This window comes from Paraburkholderia caledonica, from assembly GCF_000383275.1.
GTDB classification, from domain to species: Bacteria; Pseudomonadota; Gammaproteobacteria; order Burkholderiales; family Burkholderiaceae; genus Paraburkholderia; species Paraburkholderia caledonica.
Genome location: NZ_KB911041.1, coordinates 169266 through 187439 on the forward strand (window position 1 = coordinate 169266; position 18174 = coordinate 187439).

At 63.8% G+C, this 18174-nt stretch carries 15 protein-coding genes; 8 read left to right on the plus strand and 7 right to left on the minus strand.

Annotated features, from left to right (window positions below):
- Positions 1-275: 275 nt before the first annotated feature.
- The 8 genes from H281_RS0122890 (at position 276) to H281_RS0122925 (ending at position 8778) form a co-directional block, all read left to right on the plus strand.
- Positions 276-1307, plus strand: coding sequence for a threonine aldolase family protein (locus H281_RS0122890; protein ID WP_020069472.1), 1032 nt, complete (start codon positions 276-278; stop codon positions 1305-1307).
- A gap of 109 nt (positions 1308-1416) precedes the next feature.
- Complete coding sequence (locus H281_RS0122895) at positions 1417-1947, plus strand: NUDIX domain-containing protein (protein ID WP_020069473.1); 531 nt, start codon at positions 1417-1419, stop codon at positions 1945-1947.
- A gap of 128 nt (positions 1948-2075) precedes the next feature.
- Entirely contained in the window at positions 2076-2531 is a 456-nt protein-coding gene (locus H281_RS0122900; RefSeq protein WP_027804867.1) for an acyl-CoA thioesterase, read from the plus strand.
- 4 nt (positions 2532-2535) lie between these two features.
- Positions 2536-3474 (plus strand): branched-chain amino acid ABC transporter permease, encoded by a 939-nt coding sequence (locus tag H281_RS0122905; RefSeq protein ID WP_020069475.1) that lies wholly within the window; start codon positions 2536-2538, stop codon positions 3472-3474.
- Entirely contained in the window at positions 3467-4783 is a 1317-nt protein-coding gene (locus H281_RS0122910; protein ID WP_020069476.1) for a branched-chain amino acid ABC transporter permease, read from the plus strand. The genes H281_RS0122905 and H281_RS0122910 overlap by 8 nt, the downstream gene beginning before the upstream one ends.
- Positions 4780-5532, plus strand: a complete 753-nt coding sequence (locus H281_RS0122915) for an ABC transporter ATP-binding protein (RefSeq protein WP_020069477.1) — start codon at positions 4780-4782, stop codon at positions 5530-5532. Before H281_RS0122910 ends, H281_RS0122915 begins: the two co-directional genes overlap by 4 nt.
- On the plus strand, positions 5529-6242 hold the full coding sequence (locus H281_RS0122920) for an ABC transporter ATP-binding protein (protein ID WP_020069478.1): 714 nt from the start codon (positions 5529-5531) through the stop codon (positions 6240-6242). The genes H281_RS0122915 and H281_RS0122920 overlap by 4 nt, the downstream gene beginning before the upstream one ends.
- A gap of 316 nt (positions 6243-6558) precedes the next feature.
- Positions 6559-8778 (plus strand): hypothetical protein, encoded by a 2220-nt coding sequence (locus H281_RS0122925; protein ID WP_020069479.1) that lies wholly within the window; start codon positions 6559-6561, stop codon positions 8776-8778.
- Positions 8779-8884: 106 nt separating this feature from the next.
- On the opposite strand, the gene iolB is transcribed toward H281_RS0122925, so the two are convergent.
- The 7 genes from iolB to H281_RS0122960 all read right to left on the minus strand — a co-directional run bounded on the left by iolB (position 8885) and on the right by H281_RS0122960 (position 17949).
- On the minus strand, positions 8885-9685 hold the full coding sequence (gene iolB / locus H281_RS0122930) for a 5-deoxy-glucuronate isomerase (RefSeq protein WP_020069480.1): 801 nt from the start codon (positions 9683-9685) through the stop codon (positions 8885-8887).
- Complete coding sequence (iolE, locus tag H281_RS0122935; protein ID WP_020069481.1) at positions 9682-10632, minus strand: myo-inosose-2 dehydratase; 951 nt, start codon at positions 10630-10632, stop codon at positions 9682-9684. Before iolE ends, iolB begins: the two co-directional genes overlap by 4 nt.
- 10 nt (positions 10633-10642) lie before the next feature.
- Positions 10643-12628 carry a 3D-(3,5/4)-trihydroxycyclohexane-1,2-dione acylhydrolase (decyclizing) gene (gene iolD, locus H281_RS0122940; RefSeq protein WP_020069482.1) on the minus strand — a complete coding sequence of 662 codons (1986 nt, stop codon included), beginning with the start codon at positions 12626-12628 and terminating at the stop codon, positions 10643-10645.
- On the minus strand, positions 12625-14673 hold the full coding sequence (locus H281_RS0122945; RefSeq protein ID WP_020069483.1) for a bifunctional 5-dehydro-2-deoxygluconokinase/5-dehydro-2-deoxyphosphogluconate aldolase: 2049 nt from the start codon (positions 14671-14673) through the stop codon (positions 12625-12627). The genes iolD and H281_RS0122945 overlap by 4 nt, the downstream gene beginning before the upstream one ends.
- Positions 14674-14736: 63 nt before the next feature.
- Positions 14737-15576, minus strand: coding sequence for an ATP-binding cassette domain-containing protein (locus tag H281_RS0122950; RefSeq protein WP_020069484.1), 840 nt, complete (start codon positions 15574-15576; stop codon positions 14737-14739).
- 13 nt (positions 15577-15589) lie between these two features.
- Positions 15590-16762, minus strand: coding sequence for an ABC transporter permease (locus H281_RS0122955; protein ID WP_020069485.1), 1173 nt, complete (start codon positions 16760-16762; stop codon positions 15590-15592).
- Positions 16763-16902: 140 nt separating this feature from the next.
- Positions 16903-17949: a sugar ABC transporter substrate-binding protein gene (locus tag H281_RS0122960; RefSeq protein ID WP_020069486.1), complete on the minus strand. Its 1047-nt coding sequence runs from the start codon at positions 17947-17949 to the stop codon at positions 16903-16905.
- Positions 17950-18174: the final 225 nt, after the last annotated feature.

An 18174-nucleotide genomic window follows, 5' to 3' on the forward strand; every position in this document is an offset into this window, starting at 1 on the left:
CGTCGGATAACTTGGTAAATCTGCCGACGGTCGCGCAGACCGGTGACCGGACAACGCGCTGCCCGCGTGCTCCGATTGCATTCTCGCCAGCGAATATCCTCGAACAACCCCCTTCCGCGATCCCACGCAAAAACCTCACGCTTGCCCCCCAAGCTCGAACCACCCACGCTCAACCCCAAAACCGCACCCCCTCAAAAAACAAATCCCGCCCTCTAGCACTAAAATGACGGCTTTCCGTCATCCCCGCGCGTCTGTCGCCGGCCGCGCTGCTCACCATGCAACATTTCGCGTCCGACAACTACGCCGGCATCTGTCCCGAAGCGCTCCATGCGCTGATCGCCGCCAACAACAGCGGCCACGAACCGGCCTATGGCGACGACTCCTGGACCAATCAGGTATGCGACCGTCTGCGCGAACTGTTCCAGACCGATTGCGAAGTGTTCTTCGTGTTCAACGGCACGGCGGCCAATTCGCTTGCGCTTGCGTCGCTTTGCCAGTCATACCACTCAGTGATCTGCCATGAACTCGCGCACATCGAGACCGATGAATGCGGCGGCCCCGAGTTCTTTTCTGGCGGCTCGAAGCTGCTCACGGCGCCCGGCATCGGCGGCAAACTCACGCCCGATGCGATCGAGGCGGTCGTCACGCGTCGCGCCGACATTCATTACCCGAAGCCCAAGGTCGTCACGCTCACGCAGTCGACCGAAGTCGGCACCGTCTACACCGTCGAGGAAGTGCGCGCGATCGCTGCAATCGCCAAGCGGCGTCATCTGAAGGTGCATATGGACGGCGCGCGTTTCGCGAATGCGGTCGCCGCGCTCGACGTGCATCCGTCCGAGATCACCTGGCGCGCGGGCGTCGACGTGCTGTGTTTCGGTGGCACCAAAAACGGCTTGCCGGTGGGCGAAGCGGTGGTGTTCTTCGACCGCGCGCTCGCTGCCGACTTCGCCTACCGACTGAAGCAGGCGGGCCAGCTTGCTTCCAAGATGCGCTTCATTTCTGCGCCGTGGCTCGGCCTGCTCGATAACGACGTGTGGCTGCGCAACGCGCGTCACGCGAACGCGATGGCGCAACTGCTGCAAACGCGGTTGCAGGAAATTCCGGGCGTCAGCATCATGTTCCCGCGCGAGTCGAACGCGGTGTTCGCGCAGTTGCCCGCGCAAGCCGCGAAGGCCATGCGTGCGCACGGCTGGAAGTTCTACGAGTTTATCGGCGCGGGCGGCTGCCGGTTGATGTGCGCGTGGGACACGCAACCCGAAACGGTCGAGCGTTTCGCGACCGAAGTCCGCGAGTTGTGCGCGGCGTAAAGTTCGTCCGCTGTGCAAACCGGGAAGCCGGGAAGCCGTGTAAGCCGCAACACCGCAACGCCGCCAGCGCGCCGCGCCGGCAAAGACCGAACCTCCAAGTCACCTCACCATGACCGAATACCGATTTTGTCCCCGCTGCGCGACGCCGTTGACGGAGCGCGCCGACGCCGAGCACGAAGGCGGGCGCATCCGCCAGACCTGTCCCGATGCCGGATGCGGCTACGTGCACTGGAACAATCCGCTGCCGGTGGTCGCGGCGATCGTCGAATACGAGGGCAAAATTCTGCTCGCGCGCAATGCTGCGTGGGCGGAGGGCGTCTTTGCGCTGATCACGGGCTTCCTCGAAAACGGCGAGACGCCGGAAGAGGGCATTGCGCGCGAGGTGCTTGAAGAGACGTCGTTGCATGCCGAGTCGGTCGAACTGATCGGCGTGTATGAATTCATTCGCAAGAACGAACTGATCATCGCGTATCACGTGAAGGCAAACGGCACGATCTCTCTGTCGCCGGAACTGCTCGAGTACCGGCTGGTCGAGCCGGCGAAGCTGCGGCCATGGCGCGCCGGCACCGGGCAGGCGCTCGGCGAATGGATGCGGCGGCGCGGCTTGCCGTTCGAATTCGTCGACAAGCCGGGGCAATAGTCGTGAGCGGCCCGATCGCCGGTAACGTCGGCGAGCCGGACAGCGGCGCCGCAAATACGGCAACGGCAGGCATCGCCCCAAACCCGACCGCACCCCGACACCACCACTCAAGCGACCCAGCCACCCCAATGTCCAAACCCGCCGCCGCGTCACGAAGCTCATACCCGCACTTTCTCGCCATCACCACGCGCTGGATGGACAACGACGTCTACGGTCACGTGAACAATGTCGTCTATTACAGCTACTTCGATACGGTGGTGAACGAGTATCTGATCCGCGCCGGCGTGCTTGATTTCGAGCGCGGCGAAACGATCGGGCTGGTGGTCGAGACGCATTGCAACTACTTCGCGCCGCTCGTGTTCCCGGAGCGCGTCGAAGCGGGCTTGCGAGTGACGCGGCTCGGCACGTCGAGTGTGCGTTACGAAGTGGGACTCTTCAAGGAAGGCAGCGACGAAGCCGCCGCGCACGGCCACTTCGTGCATGTGTACGTGGATCGCGTCACTCGCCGTCCAGTGAGCCTGCCAGATGCACTGCGCGAGGCGCTCGAGCCGATCCGCGTTGTCACCGGCACAGCGGCGGATTAGGCACGTGCAGTCGTTAGCCATCAACCTGCTTAACGGGCTCAGCTTCGGACTGCTGCTCTTCATGCTGTCGGCCGGGCTGACGTTGATCTTCAGCATGCTCGGCGTGCTGAACTTCGCGCATGCGAGCTTCTACATGCTTGGCGCCTACGTCGGCTATTCGGTGGCCGCGCGGGCCGGATTCTGGAGCGCGCTCGTGATCGCGCCGCTCGTCGTCGGTTTGATCGGTGCTGCGTTGGAGCGCTGGCTGTTACGCCGGGTGCGAAGCCACGGCCATCTGGCGGAATTGCTGCTGACGTTCGGCGCCGCCTATGTGCTCGGCGAACTCGTGAAGCTCGGCTGGGGTTTGAGTCCGCTCGGCGCGAGCGTGCCGGCCGCGCTGGACGGTCCGCTTTTCACGCTCTACGACGCGACCTTCGCGCGTTATCGAGCGTTCATGATGCTCGTCTCTCTTGTGATGCTCTTCTCGCTGTACGCGGTGCTGCGCGTGTCGAAGGCGGGCCTCATCGTGCGGGCCGCGCTGACGCACCCGAGCGCCGTCGAAGCGCTCGGCCACAATGTGCCGCGCGTCTTCACCGGCGTCTTCGCGGCGGGCACGGCGCTCGCCGCGCTGGCCGGCGTGATCGGCGCGCCGCTTTCCGTGATCGAACCCGCTATGGCCGAATCGCTCGGCTCGATTGTGTTCGTCGTCGTGGTGATAGGCGGGCTGGGATCGCTGGGCGGCGCGCTGGCTGCGTCGCTGCTGATCGGCTGTGTGCAGACCCTGGCGGTGGCGAGCGATGTTTCGCTCGGCGACGTGCTCGCTACGTTCGACGCTTCGCTGCCGCGCGAATGGGATGCGCTGACGCTCGCGCAGCTTGCGCCGCTGATTCCGTACCTGCTGCTCGTCGGCATGCTGGCGCTGCGCCCGCGCGGACTCTCCGGCCGGCGCGACGATCATGCGTGAACTGCTCAAGCCGGAGCCCGCGCAAGCGTCGCCCGTAGCCGGGACCCAGCGTTCTCACGCGATGTGGCGTCGTCTCGCACCGTGGCTCGCGCTCATTGTCCTTCTCACGGCACCGCCATTGATCTGGCGTCAAAGCTGGCTGCTCGTCTATCTCGCGCAGACCGCCACGATGATCGTCTTCGCGCTCTCGTACAACCTGTTGCTCGGAGAGACCGGACTGCTGTCGTTCGGCCATGCCGCCTATTCGGGCCTCGGGGCGCTGATTGCCGCGCAGGTTTTCAACCGTATCGGCGCACCGCTCGCGCTGCTGCCGCTGGTCGGCGGCGCGGGCGCCGCGTCGTGCGGGGCGCTGCTCGGTTTTATCTCGACGCGTCGTGCCGGGACCGCGTTTGCCATGATCACGCTAGGCATCGGCGAACTCGTCGCGGCCGCCGCGTGGACCTTACCCGACTGGTTCGGCGGCGAAGCGGGTGTTGCCATAGACCGCGCAAGTGGGCCCATGCTCGGCGCCTTTACGTTCGGCCCGGCACGCGAGGCTTACACGCTGATCGCGCTGTGGTGCCTGCTCGCGAGCGCCGCGATGTTCGCCCTGTCACGCACGTCGTTCATGCGGCTCGCCAACGCGGTGCGCGACAACCCGGCGCGCGCCGCGGCGATCGGCTGCTATCCGCGCCGCGTCCGCTATGGCGTCGTGGTCATGTCGGCGTTCTTCGCGGGCATCGCGGGCACACTTGCGCTGATCAACGTCGAGCTGGTGTCGACCGATAGTGTGAGCATGGTGCGCTCGGGCTCGGTGCTGATCGCCACGGTAATCGGCGGTACGGGTGTCTTTTTCGGACCGGTCGCGGGCGCGGTCGTGCTGACGTTTTTTAGCGTGGCCGTGGCCAGCGTCACGCGGGCCTGGCTCTTTTATCTGGGCCTTTTCTTTATCGTGATCGTGGTCGCTGCGCCGGACGGACTCGCCGGTTTTATCCAGCGGCATACGGCGCGGCTCGCGCGTGACGGTTGGCGCACATGCCGCGCCGTCTACGTCTGCGGCACGGCTGCCATCCTGTTGTGGACGGTTGCCACCGTGCTCGCGGTGCAGTGGGCTTACGCCGTCCAGTTCGGCGTCGAGGAGGGCGCTGCGCTGCGCGTCGGCGGTCAGTCGTCGTGGCTATCGTTTGTCGTTGCGTCGCCGTTGCGGCTCGGGCTGACGATCTTCGTGCTCGCAGCACTGGGCGCCTTGGCGGCTTTGTCCGCGTCGCGCGCGCAAACCCGTCTCGCGGCCCATGCACGCACGATGCAAAACGCCGGAGGTCCGCAGTGATCCCCGCGCTCGCGCTCTACGGCGTCGAGAAGCGCTTCGGCGCCACGCGCATCCTGCGCGGTGTGAATCTCGCGATCGAACCGGGCGAGCGGCACGCGTTGATCGGCCCCAACGGCGCGGGCAAATCCACGCTCTTCAATCTCATTGCCGGCGCCACGCGGCCAGACGCTGGGCGCATCGACCTCTTCGGTGCTCAGATCACGCGCCTTGCGCCGGCGGCGATTGCGCGCCGTGGTCTCGCGCGCAGTTTCCAGAACACGAGCGTGTTTGCACGGTTGAGCGTGTACGACAATTTGCGCTGCGCGGCGACGCTCGCCGAGCGCGATCGCCTACGCTGGTGGCAGCGATTCTCTGGCGCACCGGAGGTCGATGCACGCGCGGCGCAGGTGCTCGAAGCAGTCGGCCTCGACGCGCGCGCGCATGTTCTGGCCGGCGCGCTGAGCTACGCGGAGCAGCGCGCGCTCGACCTCGGCATAGCACTCGCTGGCGGCGCGCATACGTTGTTGCTCGACGAGCCGACTGCCGGCATGAACCGCGCGGAGGCGGCGCGCGCAATCGAACTGATCCGCGAGACCACAGCGGGACGCACGCTGCTGATGGTCGAGCACGACATGGACGCGGTGTTCGCCATCGCCGATCGCATTTCAGTGCTCGTGCAAGGGCGCATTATTGCGACCGGCACGCCTGCGGCGATTCGCGCGGATGCCGCGGTGCGCGCGGCTTATCTCGGCGAAGGATTCGACGCATGACATCCTTGCTCGACATTCGCGGACTGAATGCCTGGTACGGGCCGAGCCAGGCGTTGCACGGCGTGAATTTGCAGATCGGCGCGGGCGAAGTGCTCGCGCTCGTCGGGCGCAACGGTTCGGGACGCTCGACACTCGTTCGCTCGATCATGGGCCTCGTGCATGCCGAAGGCGAGTTGCGCTTCGCGGGCCACTCACTTGCCGGCTTGCGCACCTTTGAAATCGCACGGCTCGGCATCGGCTATGTGCCCGAGCATCGCGATGTGTTTCCCACGCTGAGCGTCGGCGAAAACCTCGAACTCGGCGTAGCCCCGCGCAATCGCGGGCGCACGCCGCGCTTCAGCATAGACGACGCCTACTCGCTTTTCCCCGTGCTGCACGAACGACGGCGCACGCGCGCGGGCGCGCTGTCCGGCGGCGAGCAGCAGATGCTGAGCCTCGCCCGCGCGCTGCTCGGCGATCCCGATCTGCTGCTGGTCGACGAGCCCGGCGAGGGCCTCGCGGGCTTCGTGATGCAGCAGGTCGCCCAATGCCTGCGCGTGCTGCGCGAGCGCGGCATGGCGATGTTGCTGATCGAGCAGCGACTTGTGATCGCGCAAGACATCGCGAGCCGCGTCGCGGTAATGGGTCATGGCGAGATCGTGTTCGACGGCGAACTTAACGCGTTCCTGCAGCGTCCGGACGTCATGCGTGAATGGCTCGGTGTGGGTTGATCCCTGGGTGTGGATTAAACCCTGTCCCTGCGTGCGGTTCTCAACCTCGCGTGTGCTGTTGTCGAATGCCAATCTTTCCGCGCGCTGAAGAGAGCAGCGGTATTAGCGTTTGAATCTCCGTTCCGACTGTGCCGCTTATCCCGAGCCCGCACGGCTTTGCGTCGACTCGTCAAAGCGATTCAAACGCTTGATCGTTTGGTGAGCGTCCTCCAGAAATCTTGTCGGCAGCGCGCGTACAAATGAAGACAATCACGTGAAAGACGAGCGACGTCGACGTGAGCGTTGAAGACGCGTCGCGGCTTCAGGAGGAGACATCATGAACGAGACAGGCGCGGTCGCCACAGTGCTCACCGTGGCTCTGCTGATGTGCGCTTGTGCCGACGCCAGTTCGTCGGCGAACCAAGCGCCGAACCAGGCGGCGCCGGCGACCATGCAGGCGTCGCAGGACAAAACGGGTTACGACTCACAAGCCGCATCCCCGTCGCTGCCTGCCATCGAGAGCGCGAAGGCCCACCAATTCGCCATCGAGCAAAGCATCGCCGCGCGGGTGCCTGCGGCAAGCGGCCTCAGCACGAAGCGCAGCCGCGCGCTCACACTGCGCGACTCGGGCATCGACGGTTCGCTGATGTTCGCGCGCAACGTCGACTTTCGCGTGACGGGCGACGTTGGCTTCATGATTCACGACATGGCCGCGACGCTGGTTCCTTCGCGGCCAGGAGAGCCGATCGTATTCGACGACCCGACTAGCCTGAGCATCGACGTTCATCGCGGCGAGGTGATGCTCGACAGTGCAAAGCTCACCGCGATCTTCAACCGTTATCTATTCCAGTATCGAGGTTCGCCGCTGCGTAACATGCACGTTGTGCCGCAAGACGATGGCAGCTTGCGCATTACCGGCGAGATGCGTCGCGATACGTGGGTACCGATCGTTCTGTCTGGTTCACTGTCCATGCGCAGTGCCGACGAACTCGTGTTCCATGCCGATCACGTCGAGGTCGCAGGCGTGGCGGCCGACAGGTTGATGCAGGCCGCGCATGTCAGGATGGCCGATCTGTTGAAGGTCGATACGCCGATTGCGCGTCTCGACGGCGACGACGTCGTCATGCAGGTCGCGAAACTGACGCCGCCGCCTGCGCTGCATCTGACGATAACGAAGCTCGACACGAGCGCGGCCGGCGTGCGCTTCATGCTCGACGACGGCTCCGTGCCGAAGATCGACTGGCCTGCGAACATGCCCGCGCGCGGCATGCTGATGGAAGGCGGGGACGTCAAATTCATGCGCTCGATGCCGATGAACATCGACATGGCGCTCACGCCTATCGACGCGGACGCGCCGTTCGTGCTCGATCTGTACCACTATCGCGACCAGATGGCCGCGGGATATTTCACCTTCGACGAAGCGGGCGCGCTTGCCGTACACCTGCCTTCGTACACGACGCTTGCGGGTGCCGCGAAAGAGCCGCCATTGCAGATCGGCAGCGCTAACGCGCGCTTTAACGACAGTTTGATTCGCGCGCAGCAGGCCTCGCTTGCTCAGGCGCGGCTCGAATGGCGACGCGTGCCGCAGGAGTTGCAAAGCGCGTCGGCGGCGCGTGCTGTTCCTGTCAGCATGCGGAGGGCGTTTTCCGGTGCCAGGGAGGGGACTCGAACCCCTACACCCGGCGACGAACGTCATTCATCCGGCCATGCATCGTTGATCCATGTCGAAAACGTCGACTTCTATGTAGCGGGTCGCATCGGCTTTCATGTGCGTTCGCTCGACGCGCAGATGATTCCGAAGACGCCGGGCGAGCCTGTCGACCTCGACGATCCGGGACAGTACGACATTCGAATTATCGGCGGGGAAGTGGCCGAGCCTTGGCCGGCAATGGCGGCGCTCTTCAACGACTACCTGCTCGATTACGAGCCGCGTTCGCTCAATGATCTGCAGTTGAAGCCAGTGGACGGCAAGCTCGAAGTCACGGGCGGCATCAAGTTGTGGAATCACTTTCCCGGCGTGTGGTTGCCCACGACGATGAGCGGCACCATCGTCGCAAGAGACGATCGGCATCTCGTGTATGAGCCTTCGTCGGTGAAAGTGCTTGGCATACCGCAGGCCGGGCTGCTGCACGCACTCGACATTCCGCTCGCTTCACTCACGCCATTTGCGCGCAAAGGCGTCGCGCTCGAAGGCAACGAACTCGTGTTCGATCAGTACACGGTGTTTCCGCCGCCCGTCTTGCAAGGGCGTCTTGCAAGCGCGGCCGTGACGGACGAAGGTCTTCTACTGAAGTTCAGGCGCGAGACCGGGATTGCGCCCGCGCGGCCGCCGGCAAACATGGTCAACGCGGCAAAAAGTTATGTGTGGATCGAATCCGGCGACGTGAAGATGTTCAATTCGCTCGTCACGAATGCGCGGACGTTCATCAAGGACAGCTCGAACGCCGGCGCGATGAAGTTCGATTTATACGGCTATCGCAGGGACGTTTCGAAGGGCACGGTGAAAATGGACACCAACGGGGGGCTCGAAGTGGATCTCGCCGCGCGAGGCAAATGATCGGCTTTGGCATCGCGGGAGTCGCCTGCGCGGGGTTGTGTGGTGTTACGCGAAGTTGCCTCGCTCCTCGCGTGAAGCAACTTCGCACGAGGCAACTTCGCTCGGCTCAATCTTCCTTATTGATGATCCACTCGTGCGCCGGGTCATTGCGGAAATGCCAGACGCGTTGGGCACCAGCCATGACATTCAGATAATACGAGTCATAGCCATACGGCACGACGACCGGATGATAGCCGCGCGGCACCATCACGACATCGTGGTCCTCGACGGCCATTGATTCGTCGATGTCGCGCATATCGGTGTACACGCGTTGGAACGCAAAGCCTTGCGGCGGATTCAACCGATGGTAGTACGTCTCTTCGAGCGAACTCTCGTGGGGCACGTTATCGGTGTCGTGCTTGTGCGGAGGATAGCTCGACGCGTGTCCGCCAGGCGTTCTCACTTCAACCACCAGCAACGATTCCGCCGGGTCTGTTTGCGGAAGAATGTCGCATACGTATCGCGTATTGAGACCCTTCCCGCGCGTCGAGCGCTTCATTGAAGACGGCTCGATCAGGCGTGCGGGCAGCTCGCCTTTCGCAGGCGCGCTCGCTACGCCGACCTCTGCATCGCGGCATGCGCGCACGGTGGCGCGCACGCCCGGCGGCAAATAGACCGCATAAGGCGCGGCATCTTCGAATGCGCTGTCGCGCGAACCGAGCGAACTCCATCGGGTGTCCGCAGTTTCAATATCCACCGCGCCCGTGAGCACGACAATGCACACTTCGCGCGACGGCTCCATCACGTGCACGACTTCACTCGTGCCAAGACGGTAAGCGGCAAAACCGACATAGCGCCAGCACGCCGATGCCGGTGTAACTCGCGCGATTGTCTGGCCTTCGCGCTGCGCCTTCACTAATAAAGTCATGCTGCCTCCTGCGTGGTGCCATGGCTGTCGCCCCGAGTGCCGGCAGACGTCGTGTCGAGCGGGGCATCGACCAACGCACGCAATGTTTGATAGCCCTTCTGCGCATACTCGAAAGACGGCGCCACGACCGGGTCCTGTTCCGCCTCCACGACGAGCCAGCCCGAATAGCCATGCCGCTTCAGGCGCGCGATGATCGACGGGAAATCGACTGCGCCGTCGCCGGGCACCGTGAAAGCGCCGGCGATCACCGCGTCGAGAAAGCTCCAGTTGCGATTGCGCGCGAGTTTCATGACGGCAGGGCGCACGTCCTTGCAATGCACATGACACACCCGTCCGATGTGTTTGTCGAGCACGACGAGCGGATCGCCGCCTGCAAAGGTAATGTGCCCCGCGTCGAACAGCAGGCCGACAGCGTCGCTCGTGCGTGACATCAGCTGATCGACGTCGGCCGGCGTTTCGACATAAGCACCCATGTGATGATGGTACGCAAGCCGCACGCCGCGGCTTAGCGTATAGCGCGCGAATTCGTCGACGCGTGCGGCGTAGGCGGCCCACTGTGCATCGCTGAAAAAACGCGGCCGTTGATATAAAGGTCTTGGCGCGCCCTGAATAGAATCCGCCACTTCGCCATACACCATGACCGTCGCGCCGTTTCGCGCGAGCAGTTCGAGATGCGGGCCGACCTCGGCGATTTCCTCTTCGACGCTGCGCCGCGCGAGACGTCCCGAGTACCAGCCGGACACGAGCGCGAGATCGTACTGCGCGAGCAGCGTCTTCAATGCCTGCGGTTCGCGCGGAAACTTGTTGCCGAGTTCGAAGCCCTGGTAACCGATCTCGCGGCCTTCGGTCAGCGCTAGTTCGAGCGGCGTCTCGCCGCCGAGCGAAGGCAGATCGTCGTTCATCCACGACAACGGGTTGATGCCGATGCGTACGTTGAAAGCTGTCATGCGAGCGTCCTCAATCGTTGGCCTGGTCGTTGCTGTTGCTGCCATTGCCGCTGTTCTCTGCCGAAGCGGGCGGTTTCCCTCGCGCCGAGATCTGCGCGTCGTAGTTGGCCCGCGCTTCGCGCACGCTCGCTCGCGGCGAGACTTCGGGCACCGCGACTTCCCACCACCAGCCGCCGTCGCTCGTCGTGCGGGCCGGATCGGTGTCGATGCTGATCACGTACGTCCGGTCCGCCGAGCGCGCGCGTTGCAGTGCGGCTTCCAGTTCCGCCACATTCGCCGCGTGTTCCGCTCGCGCACCGAGTGCGCGGGCGTGCGCGGCGAAGTCGATCTGCGGCGCGCCGAGCGGGCCCTGCATGCTGTCTTCGAGCAGGTTGTTGAATGGCGCACCGCCGCATGCCTGTTGCAGGCGATTGATACAACCGTACCCGCGATTGTCGAGCACCACGACAATGAGCTTCGCGCCGAGCATCACCGACGTGGCGATCTCGCTGTTCATCATCAGATAGCTGCCGTCGCCCACCATCACGATCACTTCACGCTCGGGCCGCGCAAGCTTCACGCCGAGTCCGCCGGCGATTTCGTAGCCCATGCACGAGTAGCCATATTCGACGTGATAGGCACCTGGCGTTCCGGCGCGCCACAGCTTGTGCAATTCGCCGGGCAAGGTGCCGGCCGCGCACACGACAATGTCGTTCGCCGGTGAATCCGTGCTTGAACGTTGCACGGCGCCGATCACATCGCCTTCATAAGGGAGCACGGACTCTCGTTGCGGCGCGTGCGTGAGCGTATGCACCGTATCGCGCCAGCTTGCGGCCAGTTCGTGGGCGCGCGAGGTCCACGCGCGATCCGCCTGCCAGTCCTGCAGACGTTCGGCGAGTGCGTCGAGCGCGAGACGCGCGTCCGCCTCGACGACTTGGGCGCGATGCTTGAGGGCGTCGAACGCATTTGCATTGATGCCGATCACGTCGGCTTGCGTGAACAGCGTATTCGAGCCGGTTGTGAAGTCCTGCAAGCGCGTGCCGAGCGCGAGCACGCAGTCGGCATCGCGGGCAAGCGCGTTGGCCGCGGGCGAGCCGGTCACGCCCAGCGAGCCGGCGTTGAGTGGATCGTCCCATGCAAGCGAACTCTTGCCGGCTTGCGTCTCTGCAACCGGAATGCCGTGCGCGGCAGCAAAACGTTGCAACGCATCGGTCGCACGGCCGTACAGCACGCCGCCGCCCGCAACGATCAGCGGACGCTTCGCGCGCTGCAAACGTGCTACAGCAGCGTCGATTTCGTCGACACGCGGTGCCGGCGCATAGAAGGTGACAATGCGCGGCGCAAAGAAGTCGGCAGGGAAGTCCCACGCCTGCGCCTGCACGTCTTGCGGCAATGCAAGCGTGACCGGCCCGCACGACGCGGCGTCGGTGAGCACGCGCAGTGCGCGGGGCAGTGCACTCAGCAGTTGCGCGGGATGCATGATGCGATCGAAGTAGCGCGACACGGGTTTGAACGCGTCGTTCGCGGAAACGCCGCCATCGTGGAAATCTTCAACCTGTTGCAGGACAGGATCGGGCGCCCGCGACACGAAGATGTCGCCCGGCAGCAGCAGCACCGGCAAACGGTTCACGTGCGCGAGCGCGGCGGCCGTCAGCAGATTGGTAGCGCCTGGTCCGATCGACGTGGTGACCGCCATCATGCGTCGGCGAAAGTGCGCCTTTGCATAAGCGATCGCGCTGTGCGCCATCGCCTGTTCGTTATGGGCGCGCAGCGTCGGCAGCTCGTCGCGATGCTGATACAGCGCCTCGCCCATGCCGGCGACGTTGCCGTGTCCGAAGATCGCGAACACGCCGCCGAAAAGCGGTTCTGTTCCCGAGCCATCTTCAGTGGCGACGCGTTGTGCGGCGAGGTAGCGCACGAGCGCTTGCGCGGTGGTCAGCCGGATGGTCGTACCTGAGACTACCGCGCCCGCCGATGCCGCTTCGTCGTGTCCATGTTGTAACTCGCGCTGATTCATGCCGCCTGCTCCTGATGAACACGATTGCTGGCGCCTCGTTCGGCGGCGGCGGTGTCCCGCGCCGCGCGCCACGACGCGATTAGCGTTTCGAACGTCCGGCGCACGCGCGCGATCAATTCGTCGTCGCCGATCTCGCCTGCGAGCCACGCATGACTCGGCTCGTGGAAGATCGTGCGGCCAACTGTGAAACCGCGACACGTCGACGAGCGCGCCGCCGCGCGAAAGCCCTCGTTTAACTGCTCGACGCCCGCCGACAAACCAAGCAGCACGACGCCCCGGCAATACGGATCGCGCTCGGCGATCAGCGCGTCGATGTTGCGCCATTGCGCGGCGTCCATCGGTTCGAGCTTCCACCACTCGGGATAGATGCCGATGTTATATAGCCGTTTCAACGCGCGATACACGATATCCGGACCCTGCGGCAAGTTCGCATGCTTCGGCGGAATCACTTCGAGCAGCAACTCGTGGCCGCTTGCTTGCGTCGCGTCGTAGAGCGCGCGCAATTGGGCTTCCTGTTCGAGGCGCTGTTCGACGGGTTCGTCGGGGTGGAATTGCACGAGGCACTTCGCGACGTGTTCCTGCGGCCACGACACGAGCGTCGTGCCGACCGAGCGGCCATGATCGAAGACGAGCGGCACCGAGCCGGGCAGTTCGACCGGGCGGCCGATCCACCAGCCGCGGCCCGTTGCCGCGTTCAGCGCGTCCTGGCCATAGCGGCTGTCGATCAGCACGCCGATGCGGCCTTGCAGGCCCAATGCGCTTTCGGTCTGCGCGACCGCGTCGACGAACAGGCCCTTGAGCTGGGCGATGCGCGCTTCGCTTGCGCCGCTCTGCTGCGCGAGTTCAAAGAACTGATTCCGATGGTCGAACGCGAAGCCGAGCACCTCGTCCCACTGCTTGCGCGCAGGTGTCACGCGATGCAGGCGCGCCAATGTCGCGTCGCGGTCGGGGCGGCGCATACGCTCGGGATCGGCCTTCGCCTCGCGCAGAAAGTAGTCGAGTTCAGCGGGCGTCGGCATGGCCGGCGCGCACGCGTGGCGCGAGACGACGAGTGCGCCGCTCGCATTGGCGGCACGCGCGCAGGCGTCGAGCGGTTGATCGCGCAGCCATCCAGAGAGAAAACCGGACGCGAAGGCGTCGCCGGCACCGAGCACGTTCAGCACTTCGACTTCCACGCCGCCGTGCACTGGCGTGTCGTCGAGCGAGGCGGGCACTTCGCCGTCGATGATCTGGCAGCCCATCGGCCCGCGCTTGAGCACGAGCGTGGCCGGAGTGACCGCGCGCACCATTGCCAGGGCGTCGAGAAGATCGCTTTTGCCGCCCGCAATGCGGAATTCCTCCTCGGTGCCGATCACGAGATCGAACAACGGCAGGATGCGCTGCAAATGCGCGGTGACGCCTTCGCTTGCAACAAAGCGCGTTTCGCCGTCCGCCTTACCCGTGAGGCCCCACAACACGGGGCGATAGTCGATGTCGAGAACGGTGCGCACCTGGTTGCGCCGCGCGTAATCGAGCGCGCGGCGGCTCGTGCGGTTCACCTGTTCGGTCGAGAAGTGCGTGCCGGTAATCAGCAGCGCTTTCGACGACGCGATAAATGCCTCGTCGAAATCCGCTTCGTCAACGGCCATGTCCGCGCAATTCTCGCGATAGAAGATCAGTGGAAACGTATCGCGATCTTTGAGGCCAAGCAGCACGAGCGCGGTCAGGCGTTCGGGATCCACGCGCACGTGGCTTACATCGCAGCCTTCCTTCGTCAACGTCTCGGTGAGAAAGCGGCCCATGTGATCATTGCCCACGCGTGCGAGCATTGCCGACGCAAGTCCGAGCCGCGCGCAGCCGAATGCAATGTTCGCCGACGACCCGCCGAGATACTTCGCGAAGCTCGACACGTCTTCGAGCCGCGCGCCGACCTGCTGCGCGTACAGATCGACCGCGAGCCGGCCAAGACACACGATGTCGCGGCTGCGGCCCGGCGCGAAGCGGCTGCCGGCGGCTCCGCCCGGTTGCTGCGCCGGCGTGCCGCTGAATGTACTGGATTGAGCCATGAATGTCCCTGAATGACAGAGCGCGGCGAGCGGTGCCACGGCAGCAGCCGCCGCGCGAATGAATCAGATCGTTGCGCCTTCGAGTTCGCCTATCATCTTCTGCATCTCGGCACCGCCCGCCATCATGTCGAGCACTTCGTCCTTGCTGATCGTTTCTTTTGTGAACGTACCGAGCGATTTGCCGCGATTGAGCAACGTGAACGAATCGCCGATCGGATACGCGTGATGCACGTTGTGCGTGATGAAGATCACCGAGATGCCTTTCGCGCGCGCCTTGTGGATCAGCTTCAGCACATTGAAGCTCTGCTTGACGCCGAGCGCAGCGGTCGGCTCGTCGAGGATCAGCACACGCGCGCCGAAATGGATGGCGCGCGCAATCGCAAGGCACTGTTTTTCGCCGCCCGACATCGTGCCGATCGGCTGATGCGGATCGCGCACGTTGATGCCCATTTCTGCGAGCTTGTCGCGAGCTGTCGTCGCGCTCGTTTCGAGGTCCATCACGTTCAGGAACCCGAACAGTTTCCTTTGCGGCTCGCGTCCCATGAAGAAATTACGCGCGACGGAGAGCAGCGGCACCAGCGCGAGATCCTGATAGACGGTCGCAATGCCGAGGTCCAGCGCGTCTTTGGGCGACTCGAACAGCACCGGCTTGCCGTCGACGAGATACTGGCCCGACGACGGTTGATGTACGCCCGCCAGAGTCTTGATGAGGGTCGACTTGCCCGCGCCGTTGTCGCCGAGCAGGCAATGAACTTCTCCGCGTTTCAGGCGCAAGGTCACGCCGCTTAGCGCGATTACTTTTCCAAAGTACTTGTTGACGTTCTCGAGAGCGAGGATCACGTCGTCCTGCGGCGCGGCACTCGTCAGGCTCATTTCGTTCGTCACACTGTTCGTATCGGACATGTGCGTCTCCTCGTTACGATTGCGCGACGCGACGGCGCACATAGTGATTGAACAGCACGGCGATGAGCAGCATCACGCCGAGGAATACGCGGAACCAGTCGGAACTGACATTCGTATAGGTGATGCCGATTTGCACCACGCCGAAAATCAGCGCGCCGAAACATGCGCCGATCACCGAGCCATAACCGCCCGTCAACAATGTCCCGCCGATCACGGCCGCAATGATCGCCTCGAACTCCTTCTGCAAGCCGCGGTCGGCGGCAGCCGAGCCGATGTCGCACACTTGCAGGACCGCGAACAGGCACGAGCAGAACGCGGTCAGCACGAAGAGCAGGATTTTTACGCGACGCACCGGAATGCCGACGTTTTTCGCCGCGTTGGCGTCGCCGCCCACTGCGAGAATCCAGTTGCCCGCGCGCGTTTTCGCGAGGACGAATGCGCAGATCGCGGCGAGACCGAACCACCACAGAATCACTTTCGGAATGCCGGGCACGAGCGCGTGACCGTTATCGAGCAGGGTGCCGATGCCGTGATGCGCGAGCATCGTGAAGAGACCCTGCAGCGCAACGCCGTGAAAGAGCGTGTTGGCGAGCCAGTCCTGCTGTGCAAGATCGCCCACGCCGGAAACGATGGTGCGGTCCGCGAACATGATCGACAGCGCAAGAGTGAGGCCGCGCAGAATGAAGAGGAACGCGAGCGTGACGATGAACGACGGCAGGCGCGTGCGCATCACGAGATAGCCGTTGAGCGCCCCCAGCAGCATCGAGCCGACGAATGCGAAGAGAATCGCGAGCGAGATCGGCCAGTGAAAATACACGGTGGGAATCGCGACCATCATGCCGGCAAAGCCGATCATCGAGCCGATCGACAGATCGAACTCACCGGCGATCATCAGGAGACACGCGCCCACAGAAAGAATCCCGAGATAAGCGGACACCTGCGACCAGTTCATCACGCCGTCGAGATTGAACATGCCGGATCCGCCGGCCGTCAACGCGAAGACTAGAAACACCAGCACCGCGCCGGAGATCGCGGCGAACTCGGGGCGGTTCAGCAAATGACCGAACCATGATTCCTTGCGCACGCGCTCGTCGCGCCCGTCCGTTTCGGGGCGCGACGCAGCGCTATGCGAAGCGGCGCTATTCGAGTCGACGTGCGGTGGAAAGTGCTTGCCGGCTACACCCATGATGTCTCCTTGGAGCCGGCTGTGTGTCCGGGCAAGCGGGAATGCGTTGCGGGAACGACAGCCGGTGAAATGCGCGCTGGCAGCGAAGCCGCCCGGCGGGAGCGTTGCCCGCCGCGCGCGTGACTAGCTAGAGAAAAGAATCAGCGGTACTGCCCTGCGTATTTGATGACCTTGTCGAGGTTTTCCTTCGTGATGAAGCCCGGACCGGAGCGAATATTCTTCGGGCCATACGAGGGCGCAAGGCCGTAAGTGGCAAGCCGTGCCTTGAACTTGGGATTCGCTTCGAGAATCTGGCGAATCTTCGCGGGGTCGGTGGTGTGCTCTTTCTTCACTATGGCCAGCACGGCGACCGGAATGTAGCCCTGCAGATAAGGCTGCTGATCGATCGCGAACTGGATCGTGCCGTTCTGGATCGCCTTCGCGATGTCGTCGGAGAAGTCAAAGGTGCAAAAGTAGATCTTGCCGTTCAGGCCCATTTGCTGCACTGCTTTGAGCGTGGCCGAAGCGGGCGTCGGTCCGAGCGTGAGAATGGCGCCGGTGTTCGGATGGTTGCGCAAATAGGCGCTGACTTTCGATTGAATCTCGGTCGGGTCCTGGCCGGAATCGATCGTGGAGGACTTGTAGTCGACGCCAAGCGCCTCGGCAAAGCCGCGGCAACGGTCGAACGAAACGGTGTTGGTCGCGAGGTGATTCACGCACAGGAACGACTTCACGCCGGCTGCTTTCGCCTTTTCGCCTGCCGCCTTGCCGGCGACGTATTCCGGCTGGCCGATGTGCATGATCGCGCCGAGTTGCGCGCTTTGTTCCTCGGTGCCCGAGTTGATCGTGACGAGCGGGATCTTCTTGGCGGTGACTTTGTTGATAGAGCTTTTCAGCACGTCGTAATCGGCGATGGTGACGATCACACCGTCGTAATTGCGCGCTGCGGCCTGTTCGACGAGACGCGCCATGTCGGCGATGTCACCGTTCGGCGGATTGCGATAGTCGGTCTCGACGTTGAAGTCCTCGTCGGCCTGCTTGATGGCGTTTTTGATCGTATTCCACCACGAATCGGAGTCCGGCGCGTGGCTGATCAGCACGAAATGAGCGTCAGCCGCGCGGGCGGCCGAGGCCGCTCCGAATCCCGTCGCCAACGTCAAAGCCGTCACCAGAATCCTGAGCGTAGCCTTGCCCTTGCAAAGTCTCATGTCTCCACCTTTCTCGGTCTGTCGTTATTGAAGGAGCGTGTGGCGCACGGTACGCAACGCGGCACCGGAGGTGTCGCACGATCGCCGCAGCACCATCGCTCACGACCAAGATTAGGTCATCTTCGAATGGCTTGCAATGGAAATTTCACCGTAGATAAAAATGGAAAATACGTTCCATTTATGCGGTGCGCTGCCTATAATCGGCAACGTCAGCAGCCTCTGCGG